Genomic DNA, 26039 nt, shown 5'->3' with positions numbered 1-26039 from the left:
GGCGACACGCGCAAACCGGCCGTTGGAGAGCAACCGCTGTTGGGCGAGCTTGACATGCACCTTATCGCGGAAGGGCGCCACTGGCGGCTTGCCGACTGCCTGGGGGCGCATGTCATGACGCTGGACGGAACCCAGGGAACCCGCTTTGCCGTGTGGGCGCCCAATGCCCGACGCGTTGCCGTGGTGGGAAGTTTCAACGATTGGGACGGCCGCCGTCATCCCATGCGCCTGCGTCCGGAATGCGGCGTATGGGAACTGTTCGTTCCGGGCGTGGCTGCGGGCGCACTGTATAAATTCGAGCTGTTGGGCGCCGGCGGCGAACTGCTGGCGCTGAAGGCCGACCCCCTGGCGCGCCAGACCGAACTGCCGCCCGCCACGGCCTCCGTCGTGAGCGATCCGGCCGATTTCGACTGGACGGATGCGGAGTGGATGCGCGAGCGCGGCGGCAGGCAGGCGGCGGATGCGCCGATCTCCATCTATGAGGCGCACCTGGGCTCATGGATGCACCCGGCGGAGGAAGGAAGCCTGTGGTCCACGGTCGGCCCGCGCCTGATCGAGCATGCGACCCGCATGGGCTTCACCCATCTGGAGCTGATGCCGATCACGGAGCACCCTTTCGGCGGGTCCTGGGGCTACCAGCCCCTGGGCATGTTTGCGCCCTCGGCCCGTTACGGGACGCCCGCCGAGTTTGCGGGATTCGTGGATGCCTGCCACCGGGCCGGACTGGCCCTGATCCTGGACTGGGTGCCGGCGCACTTCCCATCGGATCCCCATGGCCTGGCCTGGTTCGACGGCACGGCGCTGTACGAGCATGCCGACCCCCGGCAGGGCTTGCACCCGGACTGGAATACGCTGATCTACAACATGGGCCGCAACGAAGTGCGCAACTTCCTTCTGGCCAGCGCGCTGGAGTGGCTGAGGCGCTATCACGTGGATGGCCTGAGGGTGGATGCCGTGGCGTCGATGCTGTACCTGGATTACAGCCGCGAACCGGGGCAATGGACGCCCAATCGCCATGGCGGGCGCGAGAACCTGGAGGCGGTGGACTTCCTGCGGCAACTGAACGCCGGCGTGGCCCAGGCCTGCCCGGGCGCGATCGTGATCGCGGAAGAATCCACCGCCTGGCCGGGCGTAAGCCGCCCCGCCGGCGAAGGCGGGCTGGGCTTCCAGTACAAATGGAATATGGGCTGGATGCACGATACCTTGCGCTACATGGCGCACGATCCGGTGCACCGCCGCTACCATCATCACGATATGACGTTCGGAATGATCTATGCGTACTCCGAGAATTTCATCCTGCCGCTTTCACACGACGAGGTCGTGCATGGCAAGGGCTCGCTGGTGGGCAAGATGCCCGGCGACCGGTGGCAGCGCTACGCCAACCTTCGCGCCTACTACGGATTCATGTGGACGCACCCGGGCAAGAAACTGCTTTTCATGGGCGGCGAGCTGGCACAGGAAAGCGAATGGAACCACGATGCGCAACTGGATTGGGGCGCCCTGAACGATGACATGCACTCGGGCGTTCTGGCGCTGGTGCGCGATCTCAATATGCTGTACCGGAATACGCCGGCGCTTTATGGGGGCGACGCCGTTCCCGAAGGATTTGCATGGATCGTGGGCGACGACGACAGCAACAGCGTCTTCGCATTCCTGCGCCGCCATGAGGGGCAGACCGCGCTGATCGTCAGCAATATGACGCCGGTGCCGCGCATGGGCTACCGCATAGGCGTGCCCATCGCAGGGCGCTGGGCCGAGCGCCTGAACACCGACGCGCAGGCGTACGGCGGGTCGGGCGTGGGCAATGCGGGTTCGGCCGACACGGCGGCGGAACCCGCGCACGGGTACGGACAGTCGCTGGAGCTGACGCTTCCGCCGCTGGCGACCCTGGTTTTCATCGCGGAGGGCGGATCATGATCATTGGTGCATTGCCGGAACGCCTGGCGCCCGGGCTCCCTTATCCGCTGGGCGCGATCAGCGACGGCCTGGGTGTGAATTTTGCCGTTTTTTCAGCCAGTGCCAGCAAGATCGAGCTTTGCATTTTCGATGCCAGGGGCCGCAAGGAACTGCGGCGCTACACGCTGCCCGAATGCACCGACGAGATCTGGCACGGCTACCTGCCCGATGCCGAACCGGGCTTGCTGTATGGGTATCGGGCATACGGCCCCTACGACCCGAAGCGGGGGCATCGCTTCAATCCGCAAAAGCTGCTGATCGATCCTTATGCGCGCAAGCTGGACGGCCCGCTGCGCTGGTCGGACGCTCTGTTCGGCTATCGCGTCCAGCATCCCAAGGCGGACCTCAGCCTGGACAGGCGCGATTCGGCCGCCCTCGTGCCCAAGTGCGTGGTCACGGGCGAGAACTTCAATTGGGGCATGCAAAGCCGCGCGTATACGCCATGGGCGGAAACCGTCATCTACGAGGCCCATGTGCGCGGCGTTTCCATGCGCCGGGACGATCTGCGGCGCGAGCTGCGCGGCAGCTGCGAGGGGCTGGCCAACCCGCGCTTCATCGATCATCTGCACAAGCTGGGCGTAACGGCCATAGAGCTGATGCCCATACACGCCTTCCTGCAGGATCACTTCCTGGTCGAACGCGGCTTGCGCAACTACTGGGGCTACAACACGCTGGCCTTCTTCGCGCCGGAGCCGGCCTACCTGACCCACGGCAAGACCAACGACTTGCGCATGGCCATCCGGCGCCTGCAAAGCGCCGGTATCGAAGTCATCCTGGACGTGGTCTACAACCATACGGCGGAAGGCAACGAGCTGGGTCCGACGCTGTCGTGGCGCGGGCTGGACAACGCCAGCTACTACCGGCTGATACCCGGCGAGGAGCGCTACTACATCAACGACACCGGTTGCGGCAACACGGTGAACCTGTCGCACCCGCGCGTCCTGCAAATGGTGATGGACTCCCTGCGCTATTGGGCGCAAAGCTACCGCATCGATGGTTTCCGGTTCGATCTTGGCGTCACCCTGGGACGCGAGGGTACCGGCTTCGACCCGGGTTCGGGGTTCTTCGACGCCATCGTCCAGGACCCGGTCCTGTCGCGCCTGAAGCTGATATCCGAGCCCTGGGACACGGGGCCCGACGGCTATCAGCTGGGCAACCACCCGCCGGGCTTTGCGGAGTGGAACGACAAGTTCAGGGACGGCATCCGCCGTTTCTGGGCGGGCGAGGCTGGCCTGCGCGGCGACCTGGCCGGATGGCTGATGGGCACGCCCGACGTCTTCGACCGCCGCCACCGCCGGCCCTGGGCCTCGGTGAATTTCCTGGCTTCGCACGATGGCTTCACGGCCCGGGACGTGGTCAGCTACAACGACAAGCACAATGAAGCGAATGGCGACGACAATGCCGATGGGCATGGCGAGAACTTCAGCAACAACTGGGGCGAGGAAGGACCCGCCACAGACGAGCAGGTGTCGGCTCTGCGCGACCGTGTGCTGCGCTCCATGCTGGCCACCGTCTTTTTCTCGAACGGCACCCCGATGCTGCTGGCGGGCGACGAATTCGGCAACAGCCAGGACGGCAACAACAACGCCTATTGCCAGGACAACGAGACATCATGGCTGGACTGGGCCCAGGCCGCGGAGCCCGAGGGACGCGCCTTGATGGCCTTCATGGGCAGGCTGGCCGCGCTGAGGCGCGCGCATCCGTCCTTGCGCATGCCCCGTTTCCTGGATGGGGACGCAGACGTCCTGCCCGGCCTGGCGCGGGTTGCCTGGTTCGACATGGACGGCCAGGCGATGAGTCCGCCGGCATGGGATTATGCCGAGGGGCGTGTTCTGGGCCTGCGGCGCGCCTGCGTGGCGGATGAGGACGTGGATATGTCATTGTTGCTGGTCAACGCCGGAGACGAGGACATCGAATTCCAGCTGCCCGCGCAGGACTTTTCCTGGACTCGTGAACTGGATACGGCCCACCCCGAGGCCATGCCGGGCCCTGTGCGGGCGGACAGCCAGACCGTACGCGCCCATGGCCTGGTGCTGCTTGCCTTTACCGGCCAGGCGGAGCATCGCCATGTCTGACGTCGGCCAGGGCGATTGCTACGACTACAGCTTCGGCGCGGTATGCGTGGGAAAAGGGCTGACGCGCTTTCGTCTATGGGCGCCCAGCGCCCGCCAGGTCTGCCTGGAGCTGGACGGCCAGCCTGCCCGGCCCATGGAGGCCGTCGCGCAGGGCTTTCACGAACTGACCTGCGCCTGCGCGCCGGGCACGCGCTATCGGTACCATGTCGACGGAACCTTGCGCGTGCCCGATCCCGCTTCGCGATTGCAGGATGGCGACATCCACGATGCCAGCATCGTCTCCGACACCACGGCCTATTCATGGCGCAACAAGGAGTGGCGCGGGCTGCCCTGGGAGCAGACCGTGCTGTACGAGATCCATGCCGGGCTGGCCGGCGGTTTTCGCGGCGTCCAGGAGCGGCTGGCCGACTTGTCCGAACTGGGGATAACGGCCATCGAACTCATGCCGGTGGCCGACTTCCCCGGTCCGCGCAATTGGGGCTATGACGGCGTGCTGCCGTATGCGCCCGACACCGCCTACGGCAGTCCCGACGATCTGCGCCTGCTGGTGGATACGGCGCATGGCATGGGCATGCAGGTATTCCTGGACGTGGTCTACAACCATTTCGGCCCGGAAGGAAATTATCTGTCCGGCTATGCGCCCGAATTCTTCCGGGAGGATCGGATGACCCCATGGGGGCCGGCGATCGACTTCCGCAGAAATCAGGTGCGTGCTTTCTTCGCCGAGAACGCCCTGTACTGGCTGCGCGAATACCGTTTCGACGGTTTGCGCCTGGATGCCGTGCATGCAATCTCGGAGCCGGGATGGCTGCCCGAAATGGCCGATTTTGTCCGCAGCCATCTCGATCCGGGGCGTCATGTGCACCTGGTGCTGGAAAACGACGACAATGCCGCCAGCCTGCTCGGAAAGGGGTTCGACGCGCAGTGGAACGATGACGCCCATCATGTGCTGCATCGGATCCTGACGGGCGAGAGCCAGGGCTATTACTCCGCTTATGGCGGGGATTGCGCAGGCGAGCTGGCCCGCTGCCTGGGAGAGGGCTTCCTGTACCAGGGACAGCCCAGCGCCTGGCGCGATGGCCGGCCGCGCGGCGAGCCCAGTGCCGGCCTGCCCCCCTCGGCTTTCGTTTTCTTTTTACAGAACCACGACCAGACCGGAAATCGCGCTTTTGGCGAACGCCTGACCACGCTGTGCGCCCGGAAGCCCGATGCGCTGCGGGCGGCCATCGCCCTTCAGTTGCTGGCGCCGCACATCCCTCTGGTCTTCATGGGCGAGGAGTACGGGTCGACGGCGCCGTTCCTGTATTTCACCAGCTTCAACGATGCGGAACTGGCGACGGCGGTGCGTGAAGGGCGGCGCAATGAGTTTGCCGCATTTCCGGCATTTTCGGATCCGCAAGCGCGCGATCGCATACCCGATCCGAACGATGAGCATGCCTGGGAGCAATCCCGGGCACTGCCGGGCTTGAGAGGCGCGGGCGGCGTGCAGTGGCGCGAGGAGTACCGGGCCTTGCTGGCAGCGCGCCGCGAATTCATCAGCCCTTGGCTGAGGGGCGCGAAAAACCTTTTCGCCGAGGTGGCGGGGCCGCTTGCCGTGCGTGCCGGATGGCGATTGGGCAACGGCAGCGTGCTGCGGATCTATTGCAATCTGTCGTCGGATGAGGTGGCATTGAAGACGGGCATGTCCGCAGAAGAGCGGATTTTTTCTTCGATGGGCGGACATGCCGAGGCGGCCCTGCGGGAAGGAGGCATGGCGGCCTGCAGCACCGTGGCCACGCTGGAGCCGTGCCATCGGCCGGAGCAGGTCGGCGGGCCAGGCAATGGAGCGCGGGCGTGAACGCGCATGCCGGAGCCGATGCGGCGCTTCTTGCACTGGCGCGGGAAGCGGGGCTGGAGGCCGGGTGGACGGACGCTTTCGGGAACCGGCGCCAGGTGCGCGACGAAATCCTGCGCAGGCTGCTGGACGCGCTGGAGCTGCCTTGCGCCAGTCCGTCCCAGATCGCCGAAAGCCGGCTCAGGCTGGAGCGGGAGGCGCGGCCGGGCGGGGCCGGGATGGTGATCGTCCAGGCGGACGAGGCGCCGGTATTCGCCCACGCGGGTCCTCTGGCGTATAGCCTGGAACTGGAGGGGGGCGGGCAGCGCAGCGGGATGGCGGCGCAGGCCGGGAACGGCATGGTGCGCATCGATCCGGTAAGCCGGCCCGGCTACCACAACCTTTCTATCGGGAACTCGCAACGGACCTTGGCGGTGAGCCCTCGCCGCTGTCCCTCGGTTCAGGAATTGGCGGGCCATCGGCCGGGCCGCCCATGGGGGATGGCCGCCCAGGTCTATAGCCTGCGCGGCCGGCATGCCGGCCAATATTCCCTGCTTGCCCAACTGGCCGGGCAAGCGGGCAAGCGGGGCGCCGCCGCCTTGGCGATCAGCCCCGTCCATGCCATGTTCAGCGCGGCTCCGCAACGCTTCAGCCCCTATTCTCCCTCGAGCCGCCTGTTTCTCAATGCCGCCTATATCGATCCGGAACACGTGCTGGGCAAGGATGCCTTCCTGGCGGCGCTGGATCCGGACGAGCCGCAAGACGGCCATGGCATGGCGACGGACACCTTGCACATCGACTGGGCGCAGATGCTGCCCCGGCGCCTGCGGCTGTTCAGGCGCATGCACGATGCCTTCCGCCGGTGCGGCGGCAAGGCGCTGCATGAGGATCTGGATGCGTTCTCCCGTGAAGGCGGCGAGGCCTTGGCAAGCCATGCGCGATTCGAGGCGCTGCATGGCAGCCATGTGCCCGAACTGGGGCCGGAAAGCGGCTGGCAGGACTGGCCCGACGCCCTTCACGATCCCTCCGGGCCGGGCCTGCGCGCCTATGCCGCCTCGCAGGAAAAGGAAATCCACTTCCATGTGTTCCTGCAATGGCTCGCTCACCGGGGCATGCTGGATGCTCAGCGCAGCGCCCTCGATGCCGGCATGCCTCTGGGGCTGATCACCGATCTGGCCATCGGCACCGACGCCCGCGGCAGCCATGCCTGGAGCCGCCAGAAGGAAATCCTGGCGGGCGTATCGGTCGGCGCGCCGCCGGACCTGTACCAGTCATTGGGACAGGACTGGGGCCTGACCGCCATGTCCCCCCGTGCCTTGCGCGATACCGGCTATGCGGCCTTCATCGAGATATTGCGGGCGGCATTCCGTTACGCCGGCGGCGTCCGCGTCGACCATATCCTTGGCCTGGCGCGCATGTGGCTGGTGGCGCAGGGCGAGTCGCCCGCCGACGGCGCGTATCTGCGCTATCCGACGGAGGACATGCTGCGCCTGCTGGTGCTGGAAGCATGGCGGCACCAGGCCATCGTGGTGGGCGAAAACCTGGGCACGGTGCCCGAGGGCTTCAACGAGCAATTGCAGGAAAAGAACGTGATGGGCATGAGCGTGCTGTGGTTCCAGCGGGACGGCCAGGCGGGCGAGGACGAAGGTCCTCCGCCGTTTACGGCGCCCCGGCAGTGGCCGGCCTGGACCATGGCGACGCCCACGACGCACGATTTGCCGACGATCGCGGGCTGGTGGCAAGGGCGCGATCTGTATTGGCGCGAACGGCTGGGAGAAACGCCGGGCCACGGCGCATGGCTGGCTGCCGCGCAATGGCGCGAGGGCGAGAAAAAGGCGTTGTGCAATGCCATGCGGGCGGCGGGCAGCCTGCCTGAAGGGGCGCCCGACCCGCAGGCCGACGCGCCGCGCGATGCCATCCTGGGCTTCGTGGCCGCCACGCCCAGCCCCCTGGTCATTATTGCCATGGAGGACCTGCTGGGCATGGAGGATCAGCCCAATCTGCCCGGCCACGGCGAGACCGGTGCAAACGCGCATCCCAACTGGATGCAAACGCTTCCCATGAGCGTAGAGCAGATATTCAGCGATCCCGGGGTGGCATCCAGCCTTGCCGGGATAGCCCGGGCAAGGGGCGGCGCATGAGCATGCCGCGCGCCACCGTCCGCTTGCAGCTGCACCGCGGCTTTACCCTGGACGACGCCCGCGCGCAGGTGCCGTATTACGCGCAGCTGGGAGTCAGCCATTTCTATCTCTCGCCCATCACCCGCGCACGCTCCGGCTCGCTGCATGGCTACGATGTGGTCGATCATTCGACGGTCAATCCGGAGCTGGGCGGCGAACCGGCACTGGCGGCGCTGGCTCAGGTCCTGCGCCGCCATGGCATGGGGCTGGTTCTCGATATCGTGCCCAATCACATGGCGGCGCACCCGGACAATGCATGGTGGTGGGACGTGCTGCGCCTGGGCACCGCCAGCCCCCATGCCCAGTGGTTCGACATCGACTGGCAGCCGGCCGATCCGGCGCTGCGCGGCAAGGTGCTGGCTCCGTTCCTGCCGGAGCCCTATGGAAGCTGCCTGGGCAAGGGCGATATCCGGCTGGTCCTGGATGGGGGGGGGATTTCCCCTGAGATCGAAGCCTGCGGCATGCGCTATCCGATCGCTCCGGATACCTTGCGGCTTGCAGGCATGGACAGCTGCGTTGCCCGCAAGCAGTACGATGGCAGGCTGCCCGATGGGCGCCAGCGCCTGCATGCCCTGCTGGAGCGCCAGCATTATCGGCTGGCCTGGTGGCGCTGCGCCGCCGACTGCATCAACTGGCGCCGCTTCTTCGAAATCAATGAACTGATCGGGGTTTGCGTGGAACGGCCGGAGGTGTTCGATGCCGTCCATGAGCTGCCCCTGCGCCTTTATGCCGAGGGTTTGATAGACGGCTTGCGCATCGACCATGTCGACGGCCTGGCCCGGCCACTGGACTATTGCCGCCGGCTGCGCGCCGAACTCGATGCGCGCAGCGCGCTTCGGCCCGCCGGACTGGCGGGCGACCGGCCCTGGCTGATCGTGGAAAAGATCCTGGCCGCCGGTGAGGTCCTGGGTGAAGACTGGCAGGTGGATGGCACCAGCGGCTACGATTTCATGGACCAGGCCGGCGCCGTGCTGCATGATCCGTCGGGCAAAGAAGCCTTGTCGCAGGTATGGGAAGACGTCTCCGGCGGCGGGCGTTCGGCGCAGGACTATGTAAAAGACGCCCGATGCCTGATGCTGCGGCGGCACTTCGTGGCCGAGCGCAAGGGCCTGCTTCGCGTTCTGTCCGGCCTTGCACAGGCCGGCGTGGATTCCAGGGACTGGAGCGTCGAAGCGCTGGGGCGCATGCTGGATGAACTGCTGATCGCTTTTCCGGTTTATCGCAGCTATGCCGGCGAAAGCGGCAGGAATCCGTCGGACGCCCGTCTGTTCGCGGCGCTGGTGAAGCAGGTCAGGGACAGCCTGGCGCCGGATGAATATGAACTCAAGCTGCTGGACTGGCTGGACAATTGCCTGGGCGGCGCCCCCTTGTCGACGGACGAAGCCGTCCCGGGCGTATCGCCGCGCTTGCTGCAGCGCGAGGCGGTCAGGCGATTCCAGCAGCTTACGCCGCCCTTGGCGGCGAAGTCCGTCGAGGACACCGCTTTCTATCGCTTTGGCCGCCTGATTTCGCGCAACGAGGTGGGAGCGGACCCCGATGTGTTTTCAATATCGCCCGAGGACTTCCACCAACGCAATGCCTGGCGGGCCGAGCATGCCCGGTACGCCCTGCTGGCGACCGCCACGCACGATCACAAGCGGGGAGAGGACGTTCGGGCGCGGCTGGCGGTCGTCAGCGAGATTCCCGATGAGTGGGCCGCCGCCAGCGGCCGATGGATGCGCTGGCCGGAAGCCGGCTATGTGCCGGACTCGGGATCTGGCCGGGCGCAGCGCTACATGCTGTTCCAGACCATGGTCGGAGCCTGGCCCCTGGATCTGGATGCGGACGATGCGGCGGGGGTGGACGGCTATATCCAGCGCCTGGGGGAATGGCAGGTCAAGGCCATGCGCGAGGCCAAGCTGGATTCAAGCTGGTTCCAGCCGAACGTGGCGCATGAAAATGCCGCCATGGACTTCTTGGACAACTTGCGTCCGGGCCGGGCGCTGCATGCCTTGCTGCGCGATATCGCCGCTTTTGCCGAAAGGCTGGCACCGGCGGGCGCGGTCAACAGCCTGTCCCAAGTGGTGCTGCGCATGATGTCGCCGGGCGTGCCCGATCTGTATCAAGGAACGGAATTCTGGGATTTCAGCCTGGTGGACCCCGATAACCGCCGTCCGGTCGACTACGATGCCCGGCGGGCCGCGCTGCATGCCCTGGACGGTGGCTTGCCCGATCTGCGCGCCGTGCTGCCGGACTGGAAGACCGGCCGCATCAAGCAGGCCGTGCTGGCCCGCCTGCTTGAGATCCGGCGCCGCGTGCCCCGGGTATTCTCATCGGGAAGGTATATTGCGCTGCCGGTCCAGGGCGCCCGCCAGGCGCATGTGCTGGCCTTCCTGCTCTGCGGCGAGGGTCAACATGTGCTTGTGGTGGCGCCGCGCCTGGTGGCGGGCGGGATCGATACGGCGTCGGGCGGAGCTCTGCCCGCGATATCGCCGGACTTCTGGGAAGATACGGCGCTGGTGCTGCCGCGCCGCCACTTGGGGGCGGCGCTGCGCGACAGCTTGCGGGGCAGCGTCATGCGCAGCGGCCCCGACGGCACCCTGAGGCTGGCCGATGTGCTTTCCGGCCTGCCCGTGGCGGTGCTGTTGCCCGATCAGGGATAGAGCCCACGCACCTCGCGCGATTCCAGGATGCGCGTGCAGGCCGTGATGAAGGCCGCGGTGCGCTGGCTGACCTGGTGCTCTTTGGCTACGGCGGACACCGAGGAGTAGGCGGCGCGCATCATGGCTTCCAGGCGGTGGTTGATTTCCGGCTCGGTCCAGTAGAAGCTGGAAAAGTCCTGGACCCATTCGAAGTAGCTGACCGTGACACCGCCCGCATTGGCCAGCACGTCGGGGACGATGAGCGTGCCGTTCGAGGTGAGGATGTCGTCGGCTTCCGGCGTGGTCGGGCCGTTGGCGCCTTCGATGACGATACGGGCGCGCACGGAATTGGCGTTGTGCTCGTTCAATTGCCCTTCCAGCGCGGCCGGAATCAGAAGTTCTGTTTCAAGCGCCCAGAATTCGGCGGGTGTCAGGTTTTCGGCGTCGGGCGCGCCGGCAATGCCGCCATGTTCTTCCGAGTGCTTGAGCAAGGCCAGCACGTTCAGGCCGTTGGCGTTATGCAGGCATCCCGTATGGTCCTGGATGGCGATGACTTTGGCGCCGGCTTCATAGAAAAGCCGGGCGGCGGTGCCGCCCACGTTGCCGAAGCCCTGTATGACCACGCGGGCGCCCTCGATGGGTATGCCGGCATCGCGCGCGGCCTCGCAGCCCACCACATAGACCCCGCGGCCCGTGGCTTCGACGCGGCCCAGGCTGCCGCCCAGCGAAACCGGCTTGCCGGTGACCACGCCGGTGGTCGTGGCGCCTTCGTTCATGGAATACGTGTCCATCATCCAGGCCATGGTCTGCGCATTGGTGTTCACGTCGGGCGCGGGTATGTCTTTGTGGGGCCCGATGATGACGCCGATTTCGCTGGTGTAGCGGCGGGTGATGCGCTCGAGCTCTCCACGGGAGTAATTGCGGGGATCGATGCGTATGCCGCCCTTGGCTCCGCCGAAAGGCAGGTTTACCGCGGCGGTCTTGACGGACATCCAGGCCGCCAGCGCCATGACCTCGGACAGGGTGACGTCCTGGTGGAATCGGACGCCGCCCTTGCCGGGGCCGCGCGTGGTGTTGTGCTGCACACGATAGCCTTCGAAGTGGGCGATGGTGCCATTGTCCAGTTCGACGGGCACGTCCACGATCAGCGAGCGCTTCGGGCGTTTCAGGGTTTCAACCCATTTCGCGAGCTTGCCCAGATAGGGAGTCACGCGCTCCACTTGCTCCAGGTAAATGCCCCAGGGACCCAGGTCGTCGGAGTGCAGGTAGGAAGGGAGAGCATGCGTCGGGTGTTCTGACATGATGTGGACCTTAGCGTAAGAGGAAGGCAAACAGGAAGGCGCCGGGCCTTCCGCCCGGCCGAACGCGGTTATTTTAGTGCGAGAGCTTACTACGTCCCCGATTAATAGTTAATTCCAATTAATTGGGGACGCATTGAAAGCGGGATCCGGCGGCTTTCCGCTCTCGGCCCTGACGATTGTGCTACCGGGTGACCCCCGAGGCAAGGCCGGACCCGGCGCGGCATGAGCTTATGTCGATTTCTATTAATGGCCGCTGGTGATAACTACTTAACTATTAAGTCGTTCCCACCAGGCCGCCGGCCGGTCAGACTGTCGTTTTATTTGCCTGTGGCGGGCCGGTCTCGAGTCGATGGGAAGGCGGCGCGGCGGGTGCAAGAGCGAGCGAATCATGAGCGCGGTTTTCTCCCCGGCGCCGGACCCATCCCCGGCCAGTTCGTGGGCCGTATTGCAGGACGTTCTGCAAAACATTGCCCGAAGCCATCCGGATGCGGTGTTTGCCTCTTCATTGGGCGCCGAAGACATGGTGCTGACCCATGCCATTTTCTCGGCCGGCCTGCCCATCCAGGTTTTTACGCTGGACACCGGCCGCCTGCATGCGGAAACGCTGGCCCTGATCCAGGCCGTTCACGACCGGTATGGCGTGGCGATACGCCGTGTGCAGCCCGAACCGGGTGCGGTCAAGGCGCATGTCGACGCCCATGGCGCTTTTGCCTTCTATGAAAGCGTCGCCTTGCGCAAGGAATGTTGCGCCCTGCGCAAGGTGGAGCCTTTGCGCAGGGCGCTGCATGGGCATTCGGCCTGGCTGACCGGGCAGCGCCGCGGCCAGTCCCTGACCCGGGCGGACTTGCCCGAATCGGAGCTCGACCCGGTTTTTGGCTTGCGGAAGTACAACCCGTTGGCCGCCTGGACGCATGATGACGTGTGGGCCGCCATCAGGCGGTTTGCCATTCCGTACAACCCCCTGCACGACAAGGGCTATCCCTCGATAGGCTGCGAGCCCTGTACCCGGGCGGTGCGCCCGGGCGAGGACGAGCGGGCCGGGCGGTGGTGGTGGGAACAGAAGCTGAGCAAGGAATGCGGCCTGCATGCGGGCAACCTGAAGGATTGAAAAGGAAGAACATGGGCGATATCTCATCAAGAACTCATCTGGACTGGCTGGAATCGGAAGCCATCTATATTCTTCGCGAGGTGGCGGCCGAGTGCGAACGCCCCGTGCTGCTGTTTTCGGGCGGCAAGGACTCGGTCGTGCTCCTGCGCCTGGCCGAGAAGGCCTTCCGGCCGGCGGGGTTTCCGTTTCCGCTGATGCATATCGATACAGGCCACAACTTCGATGAAGTCATCGAGTTCCGCGACGGGCGGGTCGCCGAGCTGGGTGAAACGCTGATCGTCCGCCAGGTCGAGGACTCCATCGCCAGAGGGACCGTGGTGCTGCGGCGGGCGACGGATTCGCGCAATGCCGCTCAGGCCACGACCTTGCTGGAAGCCATCGAGGAATTCGGCTTCGATGCCTGCATAGGCGGCGCCCGGCGCGACGAGGAAAAGGCCCGCGCCAAAGAGCGGGTATTTTCCTTTCGCAACGAGTTCGGGCAATGGGACCCCAAGGCGCAGCGTCCGGAGCTCTGGAATCTGTTCAACACCAAAGTGCATGCGGGCGAAAACATGCGCGTATTCCCGATCTCGAACTGGACGGAACTGGATGTGTGGCAGTACATCGCGCGCGAGAAACTCAGCCTGCCCTCGATCTATTACGCTCACGAACGGCTGGTGGTGCAGCGCAACGGCCTGCTGGTGCCCGTAAGCCCCATTACGCCGCCGAAGGCCACGGAAATTCCCGAAACCCGAACGGTGCGCTTTCGCACCGTGGGCGATATTTCCTGCACCTGCCCCGTGGCATCGGCGGCCGCCACGCCTGAACAGATCATCGCCGAAACGGCCATCACCACCATTACCGAGCGCGGAGCCACGCGCATGGACGACCAGACGTCCGAGGCCTCGATGGAGCGCCGCAAGAAACAGGGATACTTCTGATGAATGCAATCAACGAATCATGGGTGTCCGCCAGCGGCACCGAGGTGCTGCGCCTGATCACCGCCGGGTCGGTGGATGACGGAAAGTCCACCCTCATAGGCCGACTGCTGTATGACAGCAAGGGCGTATTCGCCGACCAGCTGGCGTCCATTGCCAAGTCCAAGTACAAGCGCACCCCGGCCAGCGAGATCGACCTGGCCCTGCTGACCGACGGTCTGGAGGCCGAGCGCGAGCAGGGCATCACCATCGATGTCGCCTACCGCTACTTTGCGACGCCGCTGCGCAAGTTCATCGTGGCCGATGCGCCCGGACACGAGCAATACACCCGCAACATGGTCACCGGGGCGTCCACCGCACAGGTGGTCGTCATCCTGGTCGACGCCAGCCGCGCCGCCGACGGCCGCCTGCTGCCGCAAACCAAACGCCACAGCGCGCTGGCGCAATTGCTGGGCTTGCAGCATGTGATCGTGGCCGTCAACAAGATGGACCTGGTCGGCTGGGACGGCCAGGTCTTCCAGCGCATCGCCGACGCCTATGCCGAGCTGGCCCGGGCGCTGGGCATCCCCGACTTCCACATCGTGCCGATCTCCGCCCTGAAGGGTGACAACGTGGTCCAGGAATCGGGCAATACGCCGTGGTATGACGGCCCCCCGCTGTTGTCCCTGCTGGAAACCCTGCCTGTGGCGGCGGCCGCCCCAAACGCCGCAGCGCGCTTCTTCGTGCAGTGGGTCATACGTCATGATGGCAGCCGGGTGGATGGCTTCCGGGGCTATGCCGGCCAGTTGGCGGGTGGCGCGCTGAAGGTGGGAGACGGCATCAAGGTATTGCCTTCCGGCCTGACGGCTACGGTGGCCCGACTGCTGCGCGGCGATGCCGACGTCGCCGAGCTGGTGGGCGGCGACAGCGCAACCGTGGTGCTGGACCGGGACATCGATGTGTCGCGCGGCGACCTGATCGTTCCCGCCGACGCGCAGCTCAGGCTGGCCCGGGAATTCGATGCCGAGCTGTGCTGGCTGGACCAGCAGGCCTTGAATCCGGCCCGCCAGTACTGGCTGAAGCAGGGAACCCGCCTGACCCAGGCGCGCATCAAGGCGGTCCATACCCGGCGCGACATGAATGCCTTGCAGCAGGTGCCGGCCGGCGACGTGCTGAACATGAACGATATCGGCCATGCGACGCTGGTGGCGCGCGACCCGCTGGCGCTGGATCCCTATACGGGAAACGCGGCGACCGGCGCCTTCATCCTGATCGATGCGGCCACGCACCAGACGGCCGCGGCGGGCATGGTGCGCTGACGCGATACTCGCCGGCGCGGCAGGCGGGCGGGAAGGGGAATCTCCGTATTTGAAAATGACTTGATCCGTTGCATAATCGCAAGCGTAAAAATTCTTCGCTTATACATTTCACGGAGCAATCATTCATGTCTAAACTATTTAAGGGCCTGGTGGCGGCCTCTTTGCTGGGGCTGGCCGGCATGTCCCAGGCAGCCTCCTGGCCCGAGCGGGCCGTCCAGTGGGTCATTCCGTATCCGGCGGGCGGCGGCTCCGACGTCATAGGCCGGCTGGTGGCTTCGGGCCTTGAGAAATCGCTTGGGCAGACGGTCGTGGTCGAGAACAAGCCCGGCGCGGCGACGATCATCGGCGCCAGCTTCGTGCAGGCCGCCAAGCCCGACGGCTATGTGGTCGGCACGGCCGATTCCGGCACGCTGGCCTTCAATCCGTCCCTGTATTCCTCGCTGCAATACGATCCCGCCAAGTTCACCTATGTCGGCGGCCTGGCGCGCTTTCCCCTCATGCTGGCCGTGAAGGACGATTCGCCCTTCAAGTCGCTCGACGATGTCCTCGAGGCCGCGCGCAAGGAGCCGGGCAAGCTTACCTCCGCCTCGGCGGGCGCGGGCTCGCCCCACCATCTGGCCCTCGAGATGTTCAAGCAGCGCGCGGGTGTCAATATCACCCATGTTCCCTACAAGGGCGCCGCCCCCGCGCTGCAAGACATCCTGGGCGGGCAGGTCAGCCTTGGCTTCGTCGATTCGGCCGCAGCGCAATCCAACATCAAGGCGGGCAAGCTGCGCGTGCTGGCGGTCGCCACGCCCAAGCGCATCGACCTGCTGCCCAATGTGCCCACCATGGCTGAAGCGGGCGTCCAGAACTTTACCGCCTATGCCTGGCAAGGCCTGGTCGGCCCCGCCGGCCTGCCGGCCGAGGTCGTCGACAAGCTAAGCGCCGACCTTCAGGCGGTCTTGAAATCGTCCGATGTCGCCACCAAGATCCGCGCCATGGGCGTGGAGCCCCTGCCCATGACAGCCAGCGACTTCAAGGCCTATGCCGAAGCGCAGCGCGGCGAATGGGCCGACGTCATCAAGAAGGCGGGCATCAAGCTGGATTGATCGCCTTGCGGAACCGCAGCGGACGCCCTTCGGGGCGTCCGTTTTGTTTCATCTCGGCTGCGCGGGTGGCTGGCTGGATGGTGCAAGCGGGCCGAATTTTTCGCTGTATATGTCGCGGGCCCAATCGATGAATACGCGCACCCTGGGCGAAAGCTGTCGATGGAAGGGATAGAGTGCGCAGACGGGCAGGTCGGGGCAGCTCCATTCAGGCAGGACCTGGACCAGGCGTCCGGACCGCAAATGCGCTTCCAGGCGGAAACGGGGGACTTGGATCAGCCCGCAGCCAGCGAGTGCCGCGCTCGTGTAGCACTCGGCGTCGCTGACCGAGATCCAGCCGCTCGCCTCGAATTCCGCCACCTCTTCATCCATGACGATGGTGAAAGGATAGCGGCTGTCATTGCCGCGGGCGAAGAAGCCGATCCCCTGGTGCTCCGCCAATTCGCGCGGATGCCGGGGAGTGCCATGCCGAGCCAGGTATTCGGGGCTGGCGCAGATGATCTCGGGCATGTCCGCCAGTCTTCTGACCACCAGCGATGAGTCGCGTGGCCGGCCCGCCCGCACCACGCAGTCGATGCCTTCCCTGATCAGGTCCACCAGGCGGTCGCCGCTGCTGATGACGACATCGACCTGGGGGTAACGTTCCCGGAACTCGCCGATGCGCGGGAGGATGATCATCGTTGCATGCGCCCCATGAAGATCCAGCCGCAACGTCCCATGGGGATTGGCGATGTGGGTGCTCAGCGAGGTTTCCGCGTCTTCCAGTTCTGCCAGGACGCGCTTGCTGCGTTCGTAGAAGGCCTGCCCATCCAGGGTGGGCTTGACCTGCCGTGTGGTGCGATCCAGCAGGCGCGCGCCAAGCCGCTTCTCGAGCTCCTTGATTGCATGCGTTGCCGTGGCGCGCGGGATATCCAGCACGCTTGCCGCTTCGGTAAAACTGCCGAGTTCCACGATCCGGGTAAAGAGCTGCAAGGCATCGAAACGGTCCATGGCGGTCCAATTGTTGATTGCTTTTGAATTAACTAGCTAATTTAAACCCATTTATCCATCCGCAATCAATCGTCATCATGGCTTCCGTGGCGTCAACACAAAGCTTGGCCCTACTTACCAAGGAAACCATCATGATCACCAGTCAGTCGTCTATCGCAGCATTGCCCATTAAGACCGCCATCGTTACCGGAGCCTCTCGCGGCATCGGGCGCGAGATCGCTCTGCGCCTGGCAGCGGACGGCTTCAAGGTCGCCGTCAACTACGCGGGAAACGCGACCAAGGCGCAGGAAGCCGTTTCAGCCATCCAGGCGGCGGGCGGGGAAGCGATTGCCGTACAAGCGGACGTATCCCAGGCCGACGACGTGCGTCGGCTCTTTGCCACCGCACAGGAGGCCTTCGGCAACATCGGCGCCGTCGTGCACAGCGCCGGCGCGATGCCGCTGGCCCCTATCGTTCCCGACAGCATCGAGCTATTCGACCGTACCATCCAGACCAACCTGCGCGGCGCCTTTCTGGTGCTGGCCCATGCGGCTCGGCACGTGAACACCGGCGGCCGCATCGTGGCGCTTTCCACCAGCGTGATTGCCAAGTCCTTTCCTCAGTACGGACCCTACATAGCGGCCAAGGCAGGTGTCGAGGGCCTGGTGCATGTGCTGGCCAACGAGTTGCGCGGCCGGAACATCACGGTCAATGCGGTGGCTCCGGGCCCGGTCGCCACCGAGCTGTTCCTGGAAGGCAAGACCGGTGAACAGGTGGTCCAGCTCAGCAAGGCCGCTCCTTTGGAACGCCTTGGGCAGCCCGGAGACATCGCAAGCGTTGTGTCCTTCCTGGTTGGCGCCGATGGGGGCTGGATCAATTCCCAGGTCATACGTGCCAATGGCGGGTTTGCCTGAGCGCAGCCTCCTTTCAACTTCAGCAGGAGATGGCTTATGAGCTATACGATTTTGATTACCGGTGCCTCCAGCGGCTTTGGCGCGCTGAGTGCGCGTGCCCTGGCCGCGGCGGGCCATATTGTCTATGCCGGCATCCGTGACGCCCAGGGGCGAAATGCCCGACAGGTGGAGGCCTTGCACGCCCATGCGGCCCGCCACAAGGTAGCACTGCATGCGGTTGAGCTGGATGTGCAGTCGGATGCCTCGGCGCAAGCGGCGGTCGATCATGTCATTGCGGCGCAAGGGCGGCTGGATGTGCTGGTCCAAAACGCCGGACATATGGTGTTTGGGCCGGCGGAAGCCTTTACGCCCGAGCAGTACGCACAACTTTACGACGTGAATGTCATCGGTACGCAGCGCGTCAACCGTGCCGCGCTACCGCAACTGCGCAAGCAGGGCCGGGGGCTGGTACTGTGGGTTGGCAGCAGCAGCCACCGCGGCGGCACGCCTCCCTATTTGGCCCCATACTTCGCGGCAAAGGCGGCGATGGATGCCTTGGCGGTCAGCTACGCGGGGGAACTGGCCCGCTGGGGTATCGAGACATCCATCCTCGTCCCTGGCGCGTTCACCCAAGGCACCAATCATTTTGCGCATAGCGGCCGCCCGGCCGACATCGGGCGCGAGCGGACTTACGCCCAGGGCGCCTATGCCGGATTCGAGCAAGAGGTCTTGGCGGGCCTGGCCGCATGCGAACCGGAAGATGCCGATGTTTCAGCGGTGGCCCAGGCGATGGTGGACATCGTGGACCGGCCCTATGGCCGCCGCCCGTTCCGAGTGCATGTCGACCCATCGCGCGATGGCTGCGAAGAGGTCAATGCCGTAGCGGATCGTATCCGGGCGGAGTTCCTGCGCCGTATAGGGCTGTCGGACCTTCTGTCGCCGCGGCTCAATGCCCTGTCAATGGAGGCCGGCCATGGCCAGTAACGCATTTTCCACCCATCTGAAAGTGGTGATCGGCGAGTCAGTCATCGCATCGTCGGCTGCGACACTCAGCGTGATGGCATTCGAGGTGCCCGTATGGGCGATGTTCGTCGGCTGGATCTCCTTCTTCACCCGCGGGCTTAACTTGAAGCAGGGGGCGGTCAACCTGGCCTGCGTGCTGATCGGCATCATCCTGGGGGTTGCCGCGGCCCAGGCGGTGGAAGTATCGACCCCCGTCCTGGGCAGCTATGCCATCAGTGCCGTGGTGTTCGCCATCACCATCATTGCGCTGTCATTGGCCAGGGCGCCGGTGTTCAACAACCTGCTGGGCTTCTTCCTGGGCCTGGTGGCGTACTTCGCCTCGCATCAGCCCCCGTCGTTCACCGCCTTCGGGATGCTGGCCCTGGCCGCGACGGTGGGTGCAACAGCCGCATTCCTTGCCCATTCGCTGCAGAAACGGATCCAGCGGGCCACGGCCCACTGACCAGGAGCAGGCATGAGCCGGGTCGGGGCCTTTTGTCCCCCACATTCCTTTCAAGGACTTGCAAGATGGAAACATTACACGCCACACCTGAGATATCTTCCGACGAGACAGGGGCGCCCCGCCCGCGCTTGCTGTTCCCTGCATTGGGCGCACTTTATGCCCGCGCGGAACCTGTCCTGTATGCAATGCTGCGTTTTGCCTTCGGGGCCGTCATGTTCACCCATGGCGTACCCAAGGCCTTGCGGACATCCCATGGTTCCATGGCGGACCCGATGGGCGGCTCCATAAACCTGATCCAGAACGTCATGGGCTTGCCGTTCGCGCCACAGCTGGCATTCCTGGTCATGCTGCTGGAAACCATCGGCGCCATCATGCTGGCGCTTGGCTTATGGGCGCGCCCCGTGGCTTTCTTGATTGCCCTGCAAATGGTAGGCATCAGCTATGCGCTTGGCCCTACCTGGCCCTGGATTGATCGCGGCATCGAATTCCCCGTGTTGATGGGGTTCCTGGCCCTCTATATCGCCGTGCGGGGCAGCGGCCGCTTTTCGATGGATCAGAAGCTGAGGCTTTCCATTTGAGATCGTTGTGGGCATTGCGAAGGAATGAATGGCGGTCCCTTTTTTACCGGGCCGCCTACATCCCGTAATGCTTCAGTCCTTCCAGGTTCAGCACCTGGACGGCGCCGTATTCCACCTTGAGCAACTGGGCCGCTTCCAGCGTTCTTAGCGCCTGGTTGGTGCGTTGGCGCGATATGCGCGCCAGATAGCCGATTTCCTCTTGGGTAATGTCCAGGCGCATGCCCTTGCCAGGGTAGAGCAGTGGGTTGAAGAGCTCCGCCAGGCAGCGGGCCACGCGGGCGTCGGGCGCCAGCAGGCGGTCGTACTCCGCCTTGCCGATGAACTGGCCCACGCGTTCGTTCAATTGATGCAGCAGGTAGCGGTTGAACGGTATGCTGCTGTCCAGCAGCCAGTTGAAGGTGGCCACGGGCAGCCGGACGATGGCCGAGTCGCGCAGGGCGACCACGTCGTACTTGCGCGATTCGCACTTGAGCAGGGAGCCTTCGCCTATCCATCCGCCGGCGGGCACGCCGGTCAGCGACGCCATCTTTCCGTCGGAATTCCCGACCGAGACCTTCACCAATCCGCTCAGCACGCCTATCCAGGCATAGGCCTTTTCGCCTTTGCGCTCGATCATGGCCCCGGCGGCGTACTGCGTCACCGCGACGTCCCGCTGCACGCGGTCCTGCTGTTCGGCGGTGAGCAAGCCGAACCACGCCGCGGCGTCGTGCAGGGAGTCTTTGGCGAGCATGAGGATTTACCCTAGAAAAAGCAGGAATGTCATATTCGTGACAGTTGGGGGTTGTTCTAGCCTATACCTTTGCATTCAACTGAATGACAATAACGCTAACGCGGCTGGATACACTTTAACCATAAACCTCGAAAAGAGGGCCAGAAAACCGGCTGAAGGAGACACCGTGGCGCAAGACCTGCCTACGCAAACATCGGCGGTGCCGGGAACGTTCCCCGCCCTGGTGCTGCATCACGCCAAAGTGCGCGGCGCCCGCCCCGCCATGCGCGAGAAGGACCTGGGCATATGGCAAACCTTGACCTGGTCCGACGTCGAGCGGCAGGTGCGCGCGCTGGCCAACGGCCTTGCGGCCCTGGGCGTGCGCCCCGGCGAGCACGTCGCCATTGTAGGCGAGAATCGGCCCCGCCTATACCTGTCCATGATGGCTGCGCAGGCCATCGGAGCCATCCCCGTGCCGCTCTACCAAGACGCCGTGGCCCAGGAAATGCTCTATGTCCTGCAAGACGCCCAGGTGCGCGTCGCCATTGTCGAAGACCAGGAGCAGGTCGACAAGATGCTCGAGGTTTCGGACCGCTGCCAGGACCTGTCCTTTATCGTGTACGACGATCCGCGCGGCTTGCGCAACTACCAGGAAGACCGGCTGCTGGCTTTCGAGGGCTTGCTGGAACGGGGCCGCGAACACGCCTCGGCCCATCCTGCTTTCGTCGACCAGGTCATTGCCGCGATCAAGCCGGGCGACGCGGCCGCCATGTTCTATACCTCCGGCACCACGGGCAAGCCCAAGGGCGTGATGCTGTCGCACCATGCGCTCATCGATCGCGCCCTGGCCATACAGGAACTCGAAAACCTGACCGACCGGGAAGATGTCCTGGCCTATCTGCCGCCGGCCTGGATCGGCCAGAACATGTTTTCATACACGCAGTTCCTGGTTACGGGTTTCACCGTGAACCATCCGGAATCGCCCGAAACCGTCTCCATCGACATGCACGACATCGGGCCCACCTACTACTTCGCCCCGCCGCGCGTGCTCGAAGGGCTGCTGACCCACGTCATGATACGCATGGAAGACGCCAGCGCCATCAAGCGCAAGCTGTTCCATGCCTTCATGCGGCTGGCCCGCCGCGTGGGCGTGCGCATACTCGACAAGGATCCCACGGTCGGTGCCTGGGACCGGTTCAAGTATGCATTGGGCAACTTCATGGTCTATGGGCCCTTGCGCAATGCGCTGGGCATGAGCCGTGTGCGCATTGCGTATACGGCCGGCGAAGCCATAGGCCCGGATCTGTTCGTGTTCTACCGGTCCATAGGCATCAATCTGAAGCAGCTGTACGGCTCCACCGAGACCTCGGTGTTCGTCTGCGTCCAGTCCGACGGCCAGGTCCGCTCCGATACCGTGGGCCCGCCCGTCAAAGGCGTGGACATCCGGGTGTCTGAAAATGGCGAGATACAGATAAAAAGCCCCGGCATGTTCAAGGGCTACTACCGCAATCCCGAGGCCACGGCCGAATCGTACACGCCCGACGGCTGGTATCGCACCGGCGATGCAGGCTACCTGGACACCGACGGCCAACTGAAGATCATCGACCGGGCCAAGGATGTCGGCAAGCTGGCCGACGGCAGCCTGTTTGCACCCAAGTACATTGAAAACAAACTGAAGTTCTTCCAGCACATCAAAGAGGCCGTGGCCTTCGGCGCCAATATGCCCGAGGTATGCGCCTTCATCAATATCGACCTTGAAGCCGTGGGCAACTGGGCCGAGCGGCGCGGGCTGCCTTATGCAGGCTACACCGACCTGGCCAGCAAGCCCGAGGTCTACGAGCTTATCCGCGATTGCGTCAGCCAGGTCAATGCCGACCTGGCCACCGACCCCCAGTTGGCGGGTTCCCAGATATCGCGTTTCCTGATTCTGCATAAAGAACTCGACCCCGACGATGACGAGCTCACCCGTACCCGCAAGGTGCGCCGCGCCTTCATTGCCCAGAAATATGCAGTCCTGGTCGACGCCCTGTTCCAGGGCAAGGGCAATCAGTTCATCGAAACAGAGGTGAAGTTCGAGGATGGCCGATCCGGCAAGATCTCCGCCGACCTGAAAATCCTCGCCGCTACGATTTATCCCGCCAACACCAAGAAGGCCGCGTAATGAGTCAAGGCGCTCGCGAACAACGAATCGGGAACACGATTCTCGACCTGAAGAATATTTCACTGGCCTTTGGCGGCGTGAAGGCGCTGACCGATATTTCCTTCGACGTCAAAGAGCATGAAATCCGCGCCATTATCGGCCCCAACGGCGCGGGAAAAAGCTCCATGCTGAACGTGATCAATGGCGTGTACACCCCGCAGAACGGCGAAATCACACTGTCGGGCGTCCGCTTCTCCAAAATGAACTCCAGGCGCGCTGCCGAGATGGGCATAGCACGCAGCTTTCAGAACCTGGCCCTGTTCAAGGGCATGAGCGTGCTGGACAACATCATGACCGGCCGCAACCTGCGCATGAAAAGCGGCGTACTGGCCCAGGCCTTCCGCCTGGGCTCGGCCGAACGCGAAGAGATCGCCCACCGCGAGTTCGTCGAGAACATCATCGATTTCCTGGAGATCCAGGCATACCGCAAGACACCGGTCGGGCGGCTGCCCTACGGCCTGCAGAAGCGGGTGGACCTTGGGCGCGCGCTGGCCATGGAACCGCGCATCCTGTTGCTGGACGAACCCATGGCCGGCATGAACATCGAAGAGAAACAGGACATGAGCCGCTTCATTCTGGACGTCAACGACGAGTACGGCACCACCATCGTGCTGATCGAACACGACATGGGCGTCGTCATGGACATCTCGGACCGCGTGGTGGTGCTGGACTACGGCAAGAAAATCGGCGACGGGATGCCCGACGACGTCCGCCGGAATCCGGATGTCATCCAGGCCTACCTCGGCGCCAGCCACTAGAAACAGGGAACACAGACATGGCATTCTTTCTGGAAACCTTGTTCGGCGGCCTGATGACAGGCATGCTCTATTCGCTGGTGGCGCTGGGCTTCGTGCTCATCTTCAAGGCTTCGGGGGTCTTCAACTTCGCCCAGGGCGCCATGGTCCTTATCGCGGCCCTGTCCATGGCGCGGTTTTCCGAATGGATACCCCAATGGCTGGGCATAGAAAGCCTGATCCTCGCCAATGTCCTGGCCTTCATCATCAGTGCCGTCTTCATGTGGATCATCGCCATCGCCATCGAACGCTGGGTCCTGCGTTACCTGGTCAACCAGGAAGGCACCACCCTGCTCATGGCCACCATCGGCATCAGCTACTTCCTGGATGGAATGGGGCAGATCATCTTCGGCAGCAGCGTGTATTCCATCGATGTGGGCATGCCCAAGGATCCCGCCTTCATCCTGGATACCGTATTCGAAGGAGGCCTGCTGATCAGCCTGGAAGACCTGACCGCCGCCGCGGTGGCGGCGCTGCTGGTCGCGACGCTGGCGTTTTTCTTTCAGTACACCGCGGTGGGGCGGGCCCTGCGCGCGGTGGCCGACGACCACCAGGCCGCGCAATCCATAGGCATTCCATTGAACCGCATCTGGGTGGTCGTCTGGACGGTGGCGGGCCTGGTCGCCCTGGTGGCCGGCGTCATCTGGGGCTCCAAGTTCGGCGTGCAGTTCACGCTGTCGACCGCCGCGCTGCGGGCCTTGCCCGTGGTGATACTGGGCGGCCTGACCTCGGTGCCGGGAGCCATCATCGGCGGACTCATCATCGGCGTGGGCGAGAAGCTGTCCGAAGTCTATCTGGGCCCCTACGTGGGCGGGGGAATCGAAATCTGGTTCGCCTACATGCTGGCCCTGGTGTTCCTGCTGTTCCGGCCGCAGGGCCTGTTCGGCGAAAAGATAATCGACCGTGTTTAAGCGAGATTAGGTAACGACGCTATGTTCTATCGTGAAAACGGCCAATTCAAAAGCACCTACCGCGCCGACCAGCAGATCTTCCCCATCCGCCAGGACCGGACCTTCATGCTGGGGGTGCTGTTCGCGGCCTTCGTGCTGGTTCCGCTGCTGGCCTCGAACTATTTTCTGCAGGCCATACTCATACCCTTCCTGATCCTGTCCCTGGCCGCCATAGGCCTGAACATACTGGTGGGCTACTGCGGCCAGATATCCATCGGGTCGGGCGCCTTCATGGCCGTGGGCGCCTACGCCGCCTGGAACTTCGGCGTTCGCATGCCGGCCACGCCGCTGGTCGTTCAGATCCTGTTGGGGGGCGTCTTCGCCACTCTGGTGGGCGTGGTGTTCGGCGTGCCCAGCCTGCGCATCCGCGGCCTGTACCTGGCCGTCACCACGCTGGCCGCTCAGTTCTTCGTGGACTGGGCCTTCCTGCGCATACCCTATTTCACCAACTATTCATCGTCGGGCAATGTCTCCGTCCCGGCGCTGACCGCCTTCGGGCTGCCCGTTCAGACACCGGCAGAGCGCTACCTGTTCGTCCTGGCCTTCGTGGCCGTCTTCGCCCTGCTGGCCAAGAACCTGGTGCGCGGCGCCATCGGCCGGCAATGGATGGCCATCCGCGACATGGACGTGGCCGCCTCGGTCATCGGCATACGACCGGTCTATGCCAAACTTACGGCCTTTGCCGTCAGTTCCTTCATCATCGGCGTGGCCGGCGCCTTGTGGGCCTACATCCACCTGGGCTCCTGGGAGCCGCTGGCCTTCGACCTGAATCGTTCCCTGCAGCTGCTTTTCATCGTCATCATCGGCGGCCTGGGCTCCATCGTGGGCAGTTTCTTCGGCGCGGCCTTCATGGTGCTGGTGCCGGTGCTCCTGACCAATGTTCCACATATGTTCGGCATGTCGCTGGCGGTCGATACCGCCTCGCACATCGAGCACATGGTGTTCGGTTCCTTGATCGTGTTCTTCCTTATCGTCGAACCGCATGGCCTGGCGCGGCTCTGGAGCATAGGCAAGGAAAAGCTCCGCATATGGCCTTTCCCTCATTAGCTTTTCAATGGCAGCACATCAGTAAGCCGGCTGGTCCGCGTGGGCTACGCCGAAACACAAACGGTGCAGATAGACAC

At 64.4% G+C, this 26039-nt stretch carries 20 protein-coding genes; 17 read left to right on the top strand and 3 right to left on the bottom strand.

What is annotated here, in order from left to right; all coding sequences use genetic code 11:
• Window positions 1–54: 54 nt before the first annotated feature.
• From glgB to treY, 5 genes are read left to right on the top strand one after another with little or no spacing between them, the layout of a single operon-like run.
• A complete protein-coding gene (glgB, locus tag OEG81_RS16610; protein WP_264130387.1) occupies window positions 55–1917 on the top strand; it encodes a 1,4-alpha-glucan branching protein GlgB in 1863 nt (620 codons plus the stop codon).
• The gene (glgX, locus tag OEG81_RS16605; protein ID WP_412034083.1) at window positions 1914–4031 is read left to right on the top strand and encodes a glycogen debranching protein GlgX; all 2118 of its coding nucleotides are present in this window, start codon (window positions 1914–1916) and stop codon (window positions 4029–4031) included. The genes glgB and glgX overlap by 4 nt, the downstream gene beginning before the upstream one ends.
• Window positions 4024–5868 (top strand): malto-oligosyltrehalose trehalohydrolase, encoded by a 1845-nt coding sequence (gene treZ / locus OEG81_RS16600; protein WP_264130386.1) that lies wholly within the window; start codon window positions 4024–4026, stop codon window positions 5866–5868. The genes glgX and treZ overlap by 8 nt, the downstream gene beginning before the upstream one ends.
• Complete coding sequence (malQ, locus tag OEG81_RS16595; RefSeq protein ID WP_264130385.1) at window positions 5865–7985, top strand: 4-alpha-glucanotransferase; 2121 nt, start codon at window positions 5865–5867, stop codon at window positions 7983–7985. Before treZ ends, malQ begins: the two co-directional genes overlap by 4 nt.
• The gene (gene treY / locus OEG81_RS16590) at window positions 7982–10666 is read left to right on the top strand and encodes a malto-oligosyltrehalose synthase (RefSeq protein WP_264130384.1); all 2685 of its coding nucleotides are present in this window, start codon (window positions 7982–7984) and stop codon (window positions 10664–10666) included. Before malQ ends, treY begins: the two co-directional genes overlap by 4 nt.
• On the opposite strand, the gene OEG81_RS16585 is transcribed toward treY, so the two are convergent.
• Window positions 10657–11946 (bottom strand): Glu/Leu/Phe/Val family dehydrogenase, encoded by a 1290-nt coding sequence (locus OEG81_RS16585; RefSeq protein ID WP_264130383.1) that lies wholly within the window; start codon window positions 11944–11946, stop codon window positions 10657–10659. The genes treY and OEG81_RS16585 overlap by 10 nt on opposite strands.
• Before the next feature lie 388 nt (window positions 11947–12334).
• Between OEG81_RS16585 and OEG81_RS16580 the strand changes: the two genes are divergently transcribed.
• From OEG81_RS16580 to OEG81_RS16565, 4 genes are all read left to right on the top strand, one after another.
• Window positions 12335–13054: a phosphoadenylyl-sulfate reductase gene (locus OEG81_RS16580; protein WP_264130382.1), complete on the top strand. Its 720-nt coding sequence runs from the start codon at window positions 12335–12337 to the stop codon at window positions 13052–13054.
• An 11-nt stretch (window positions 13055–13065) separates the two neighbouring features.
• Window positions 13066–13974, top strand: coding sequence for a sulfate adenylyltransferase subunit CysD (gene cysD / locus OEG81_RS16575; protein ID WP_264130381.1), 909 nt, complete (start codon window positions 13066–13068; stop codon window positions 13972–13974).
• Complete coding sequence (locus OEG81_RS16570) at window positions 13974–15269, top strand: sulfate adenylyltransferase subunit 1 (protein ID WP_264130380.1); 1296 nt, start codon at window positions 13974–13976, stop codon at window positions 15267–15269. The genes cysD and OEG81_RS16570 overlap by 1 nt, the downstream gene beginning before the upstream one ends.
• Window positions 15270–15394: 125 nt before the next feature.
• Window positions 15395–16360, top strand: coding sequence for a Bug family tripartite tricarboxylate transporter substrate binding protein (locus tag OEG81_RS16565; RefSeq protein WP_264130379.1), 966 nt, complete (start codon window positions 15395–15397; stop codon window positions 16358–16360).
• A 48-nt stretch (window positions 16361–16408) separates the two neighbouring features.
• Here OEG81_RS16565 and OEG81_RS16560 read toward each other — a convergent pair whose 3' ends face one another.
• The gene (locus OEG81_RS16560) at window positions 16409–17347 is read right to left on the bottom strand and encodes a LysR family transcriptional regulator (protein ID WP_264130378.1); all 939 of its coding nucleotides are present in this window, start codon (window positions 17345–17347) and stop codon (window positions 16409–16411) included.
• A 131-nt stretch (window positions 17348–17478) separates the two neighbouring features.
• Between OEG81_RS16560 and OEG81_RS16555 the strand changes: the two genes are divergently transcribed.
• From OEG81_RS16555 to OEG81_RS16540, 4 genes are all read left to right on the top strand, one after another.
• Window positions 17479–18240: an SDR family oxidoreductase gene (locus OEG81_RS16555; RefSeq protein ID WP_264130377.1), complete on the top strand. Its 762-nt coding sequence runs from the start codon at window positions 17479–17481 to the stop codon at window positions 18238–18240.
• Between the two features lie 36 nt (window positions 18241–18276).
• Window positions 18277–19203 carry an SDR family NAD(P)-dependent oxidoreductase gene (locus tag OEG81_RS16550; RefSeq protein ID WP_264130376.1) on the top strand — a complete coding sequence of 309 codons (927 nt, stop codon included), beginning with the start codon at window positions 18277–18279 and terminating at the stop codon, window positions 19201–19203.
• Complete coding sequence (locus OEG81_RS16545) at window positions 19193–19684, top strand: DUF1097 domain-containing protein (RefSeq protein WP_264130375.1); 492 nt, start codon at window positions 19193–19195, stop codon at window positions 19682–19684. Before OEG81_RS16550 ends, OEG81_RS16545 begins: the two co-directional genes overlap by 11 nt.
• 185 nt (window positions 19685–19869) lie before the next feature.
• Window positions 19870–20262 (top strand): DoxX family protein, encoded by a 393-nt coding sequence (locus tag OEG81_RS16540; protein ID WP_264130374.1) that lies wholly within the window; start codon window positions 19870–19872, stop codon window positions 20260–20262.
• Between the two features lie 55 nt (window positions 20263–20317).
• Here the strand turns inward: OEG81_RS16540 and OEG81_RS16535 are convergent, their stop codons facing one another.
• Window positions 20318–20992 carry a Crp/Fnr family transcriptional regulator gene (locus tag OEG81_RS16535; RefSeq protein ID WP_264130373.1) on the bottom strand — a complete coding sequence of 225 codons (675 nt, stop codon included), beginning with the start codon at window positions 20990–20992 and terminating at the stop codon, window positions 20318–20320.
• 166 nt (window positions 20993–21158) lie between these two features.
• On the opposite strand from OEG81_RS16535, the gene OEG81_RS16530 reads away from it, so the two are divergent.
• The 4 genes from OEG81_RS16530 to OEG81_RS16515 are packed head-to-tail and all read left to right on the top strand — an operon-like array spanning window position 21159 to window position 25962.
• Window positions 21159–23132: an AMP-dependent synthetase/ligase gene (locus OEG81_RS16530; RefSeq protein ID WP_264130372.1), complete on the top strand. Its 1974-nt coding sequence runs from the start codon at window positions 21159–21161 to the stop codon at window positions 23130–23132.
• Window positions 23132–23929, top strand: a complete 798-nt coding sequence (locus OEG81_RS16525; RefSeq protein ID WP_264130371.1) for an ABC transporter ATP-binding protein — start codon at window positions 23132–23134, stop codon at window positions 23927–23929. Before OEG81_RS16530 ends, OEG81_RS16525 begins: the two co-directional genes overlap by 1 nt.
• Before the next feature lie 17 nt (window positions 23930–23946).
• Entirely contained in the window at window positions 23947–24876 is a 930-nt protein-coding gene (locus OEG81_RS16520; protein ID WP_264130370.1) for a branched-chain amino acid ABC transporter permease, read from the top strand.
• A gap of 21 nt (window positions 24877–24897) precedes the next feature.
• A complete protein-coding gene (locus tag OEG81_RS16515) occupies window positions 24898–25962 on the top strand; it encodes a branched-chain amino acid ABC transporter permease (protein ID WP_264130369.1) in 1065 nt (354 codons plus the stop codon).
• Window positions 25963–26039: the final 77 nt, after the last annotated feature.

The sequence above is a fragment of the Pollutimonas sp. M17 genome, from assembly GCF_025836975.1.
Classification (GTDB): domain Bacteria; phylum Pseudomonadota; class Gammaproteobacteria; order Burkholderiales; family Burkholderiaceae_B.
The sequence above is the reverse complement of the archived record's forward strand: the minus strand, read 5'-3'. Positions and strand labels throughout refer to the sequence as shown.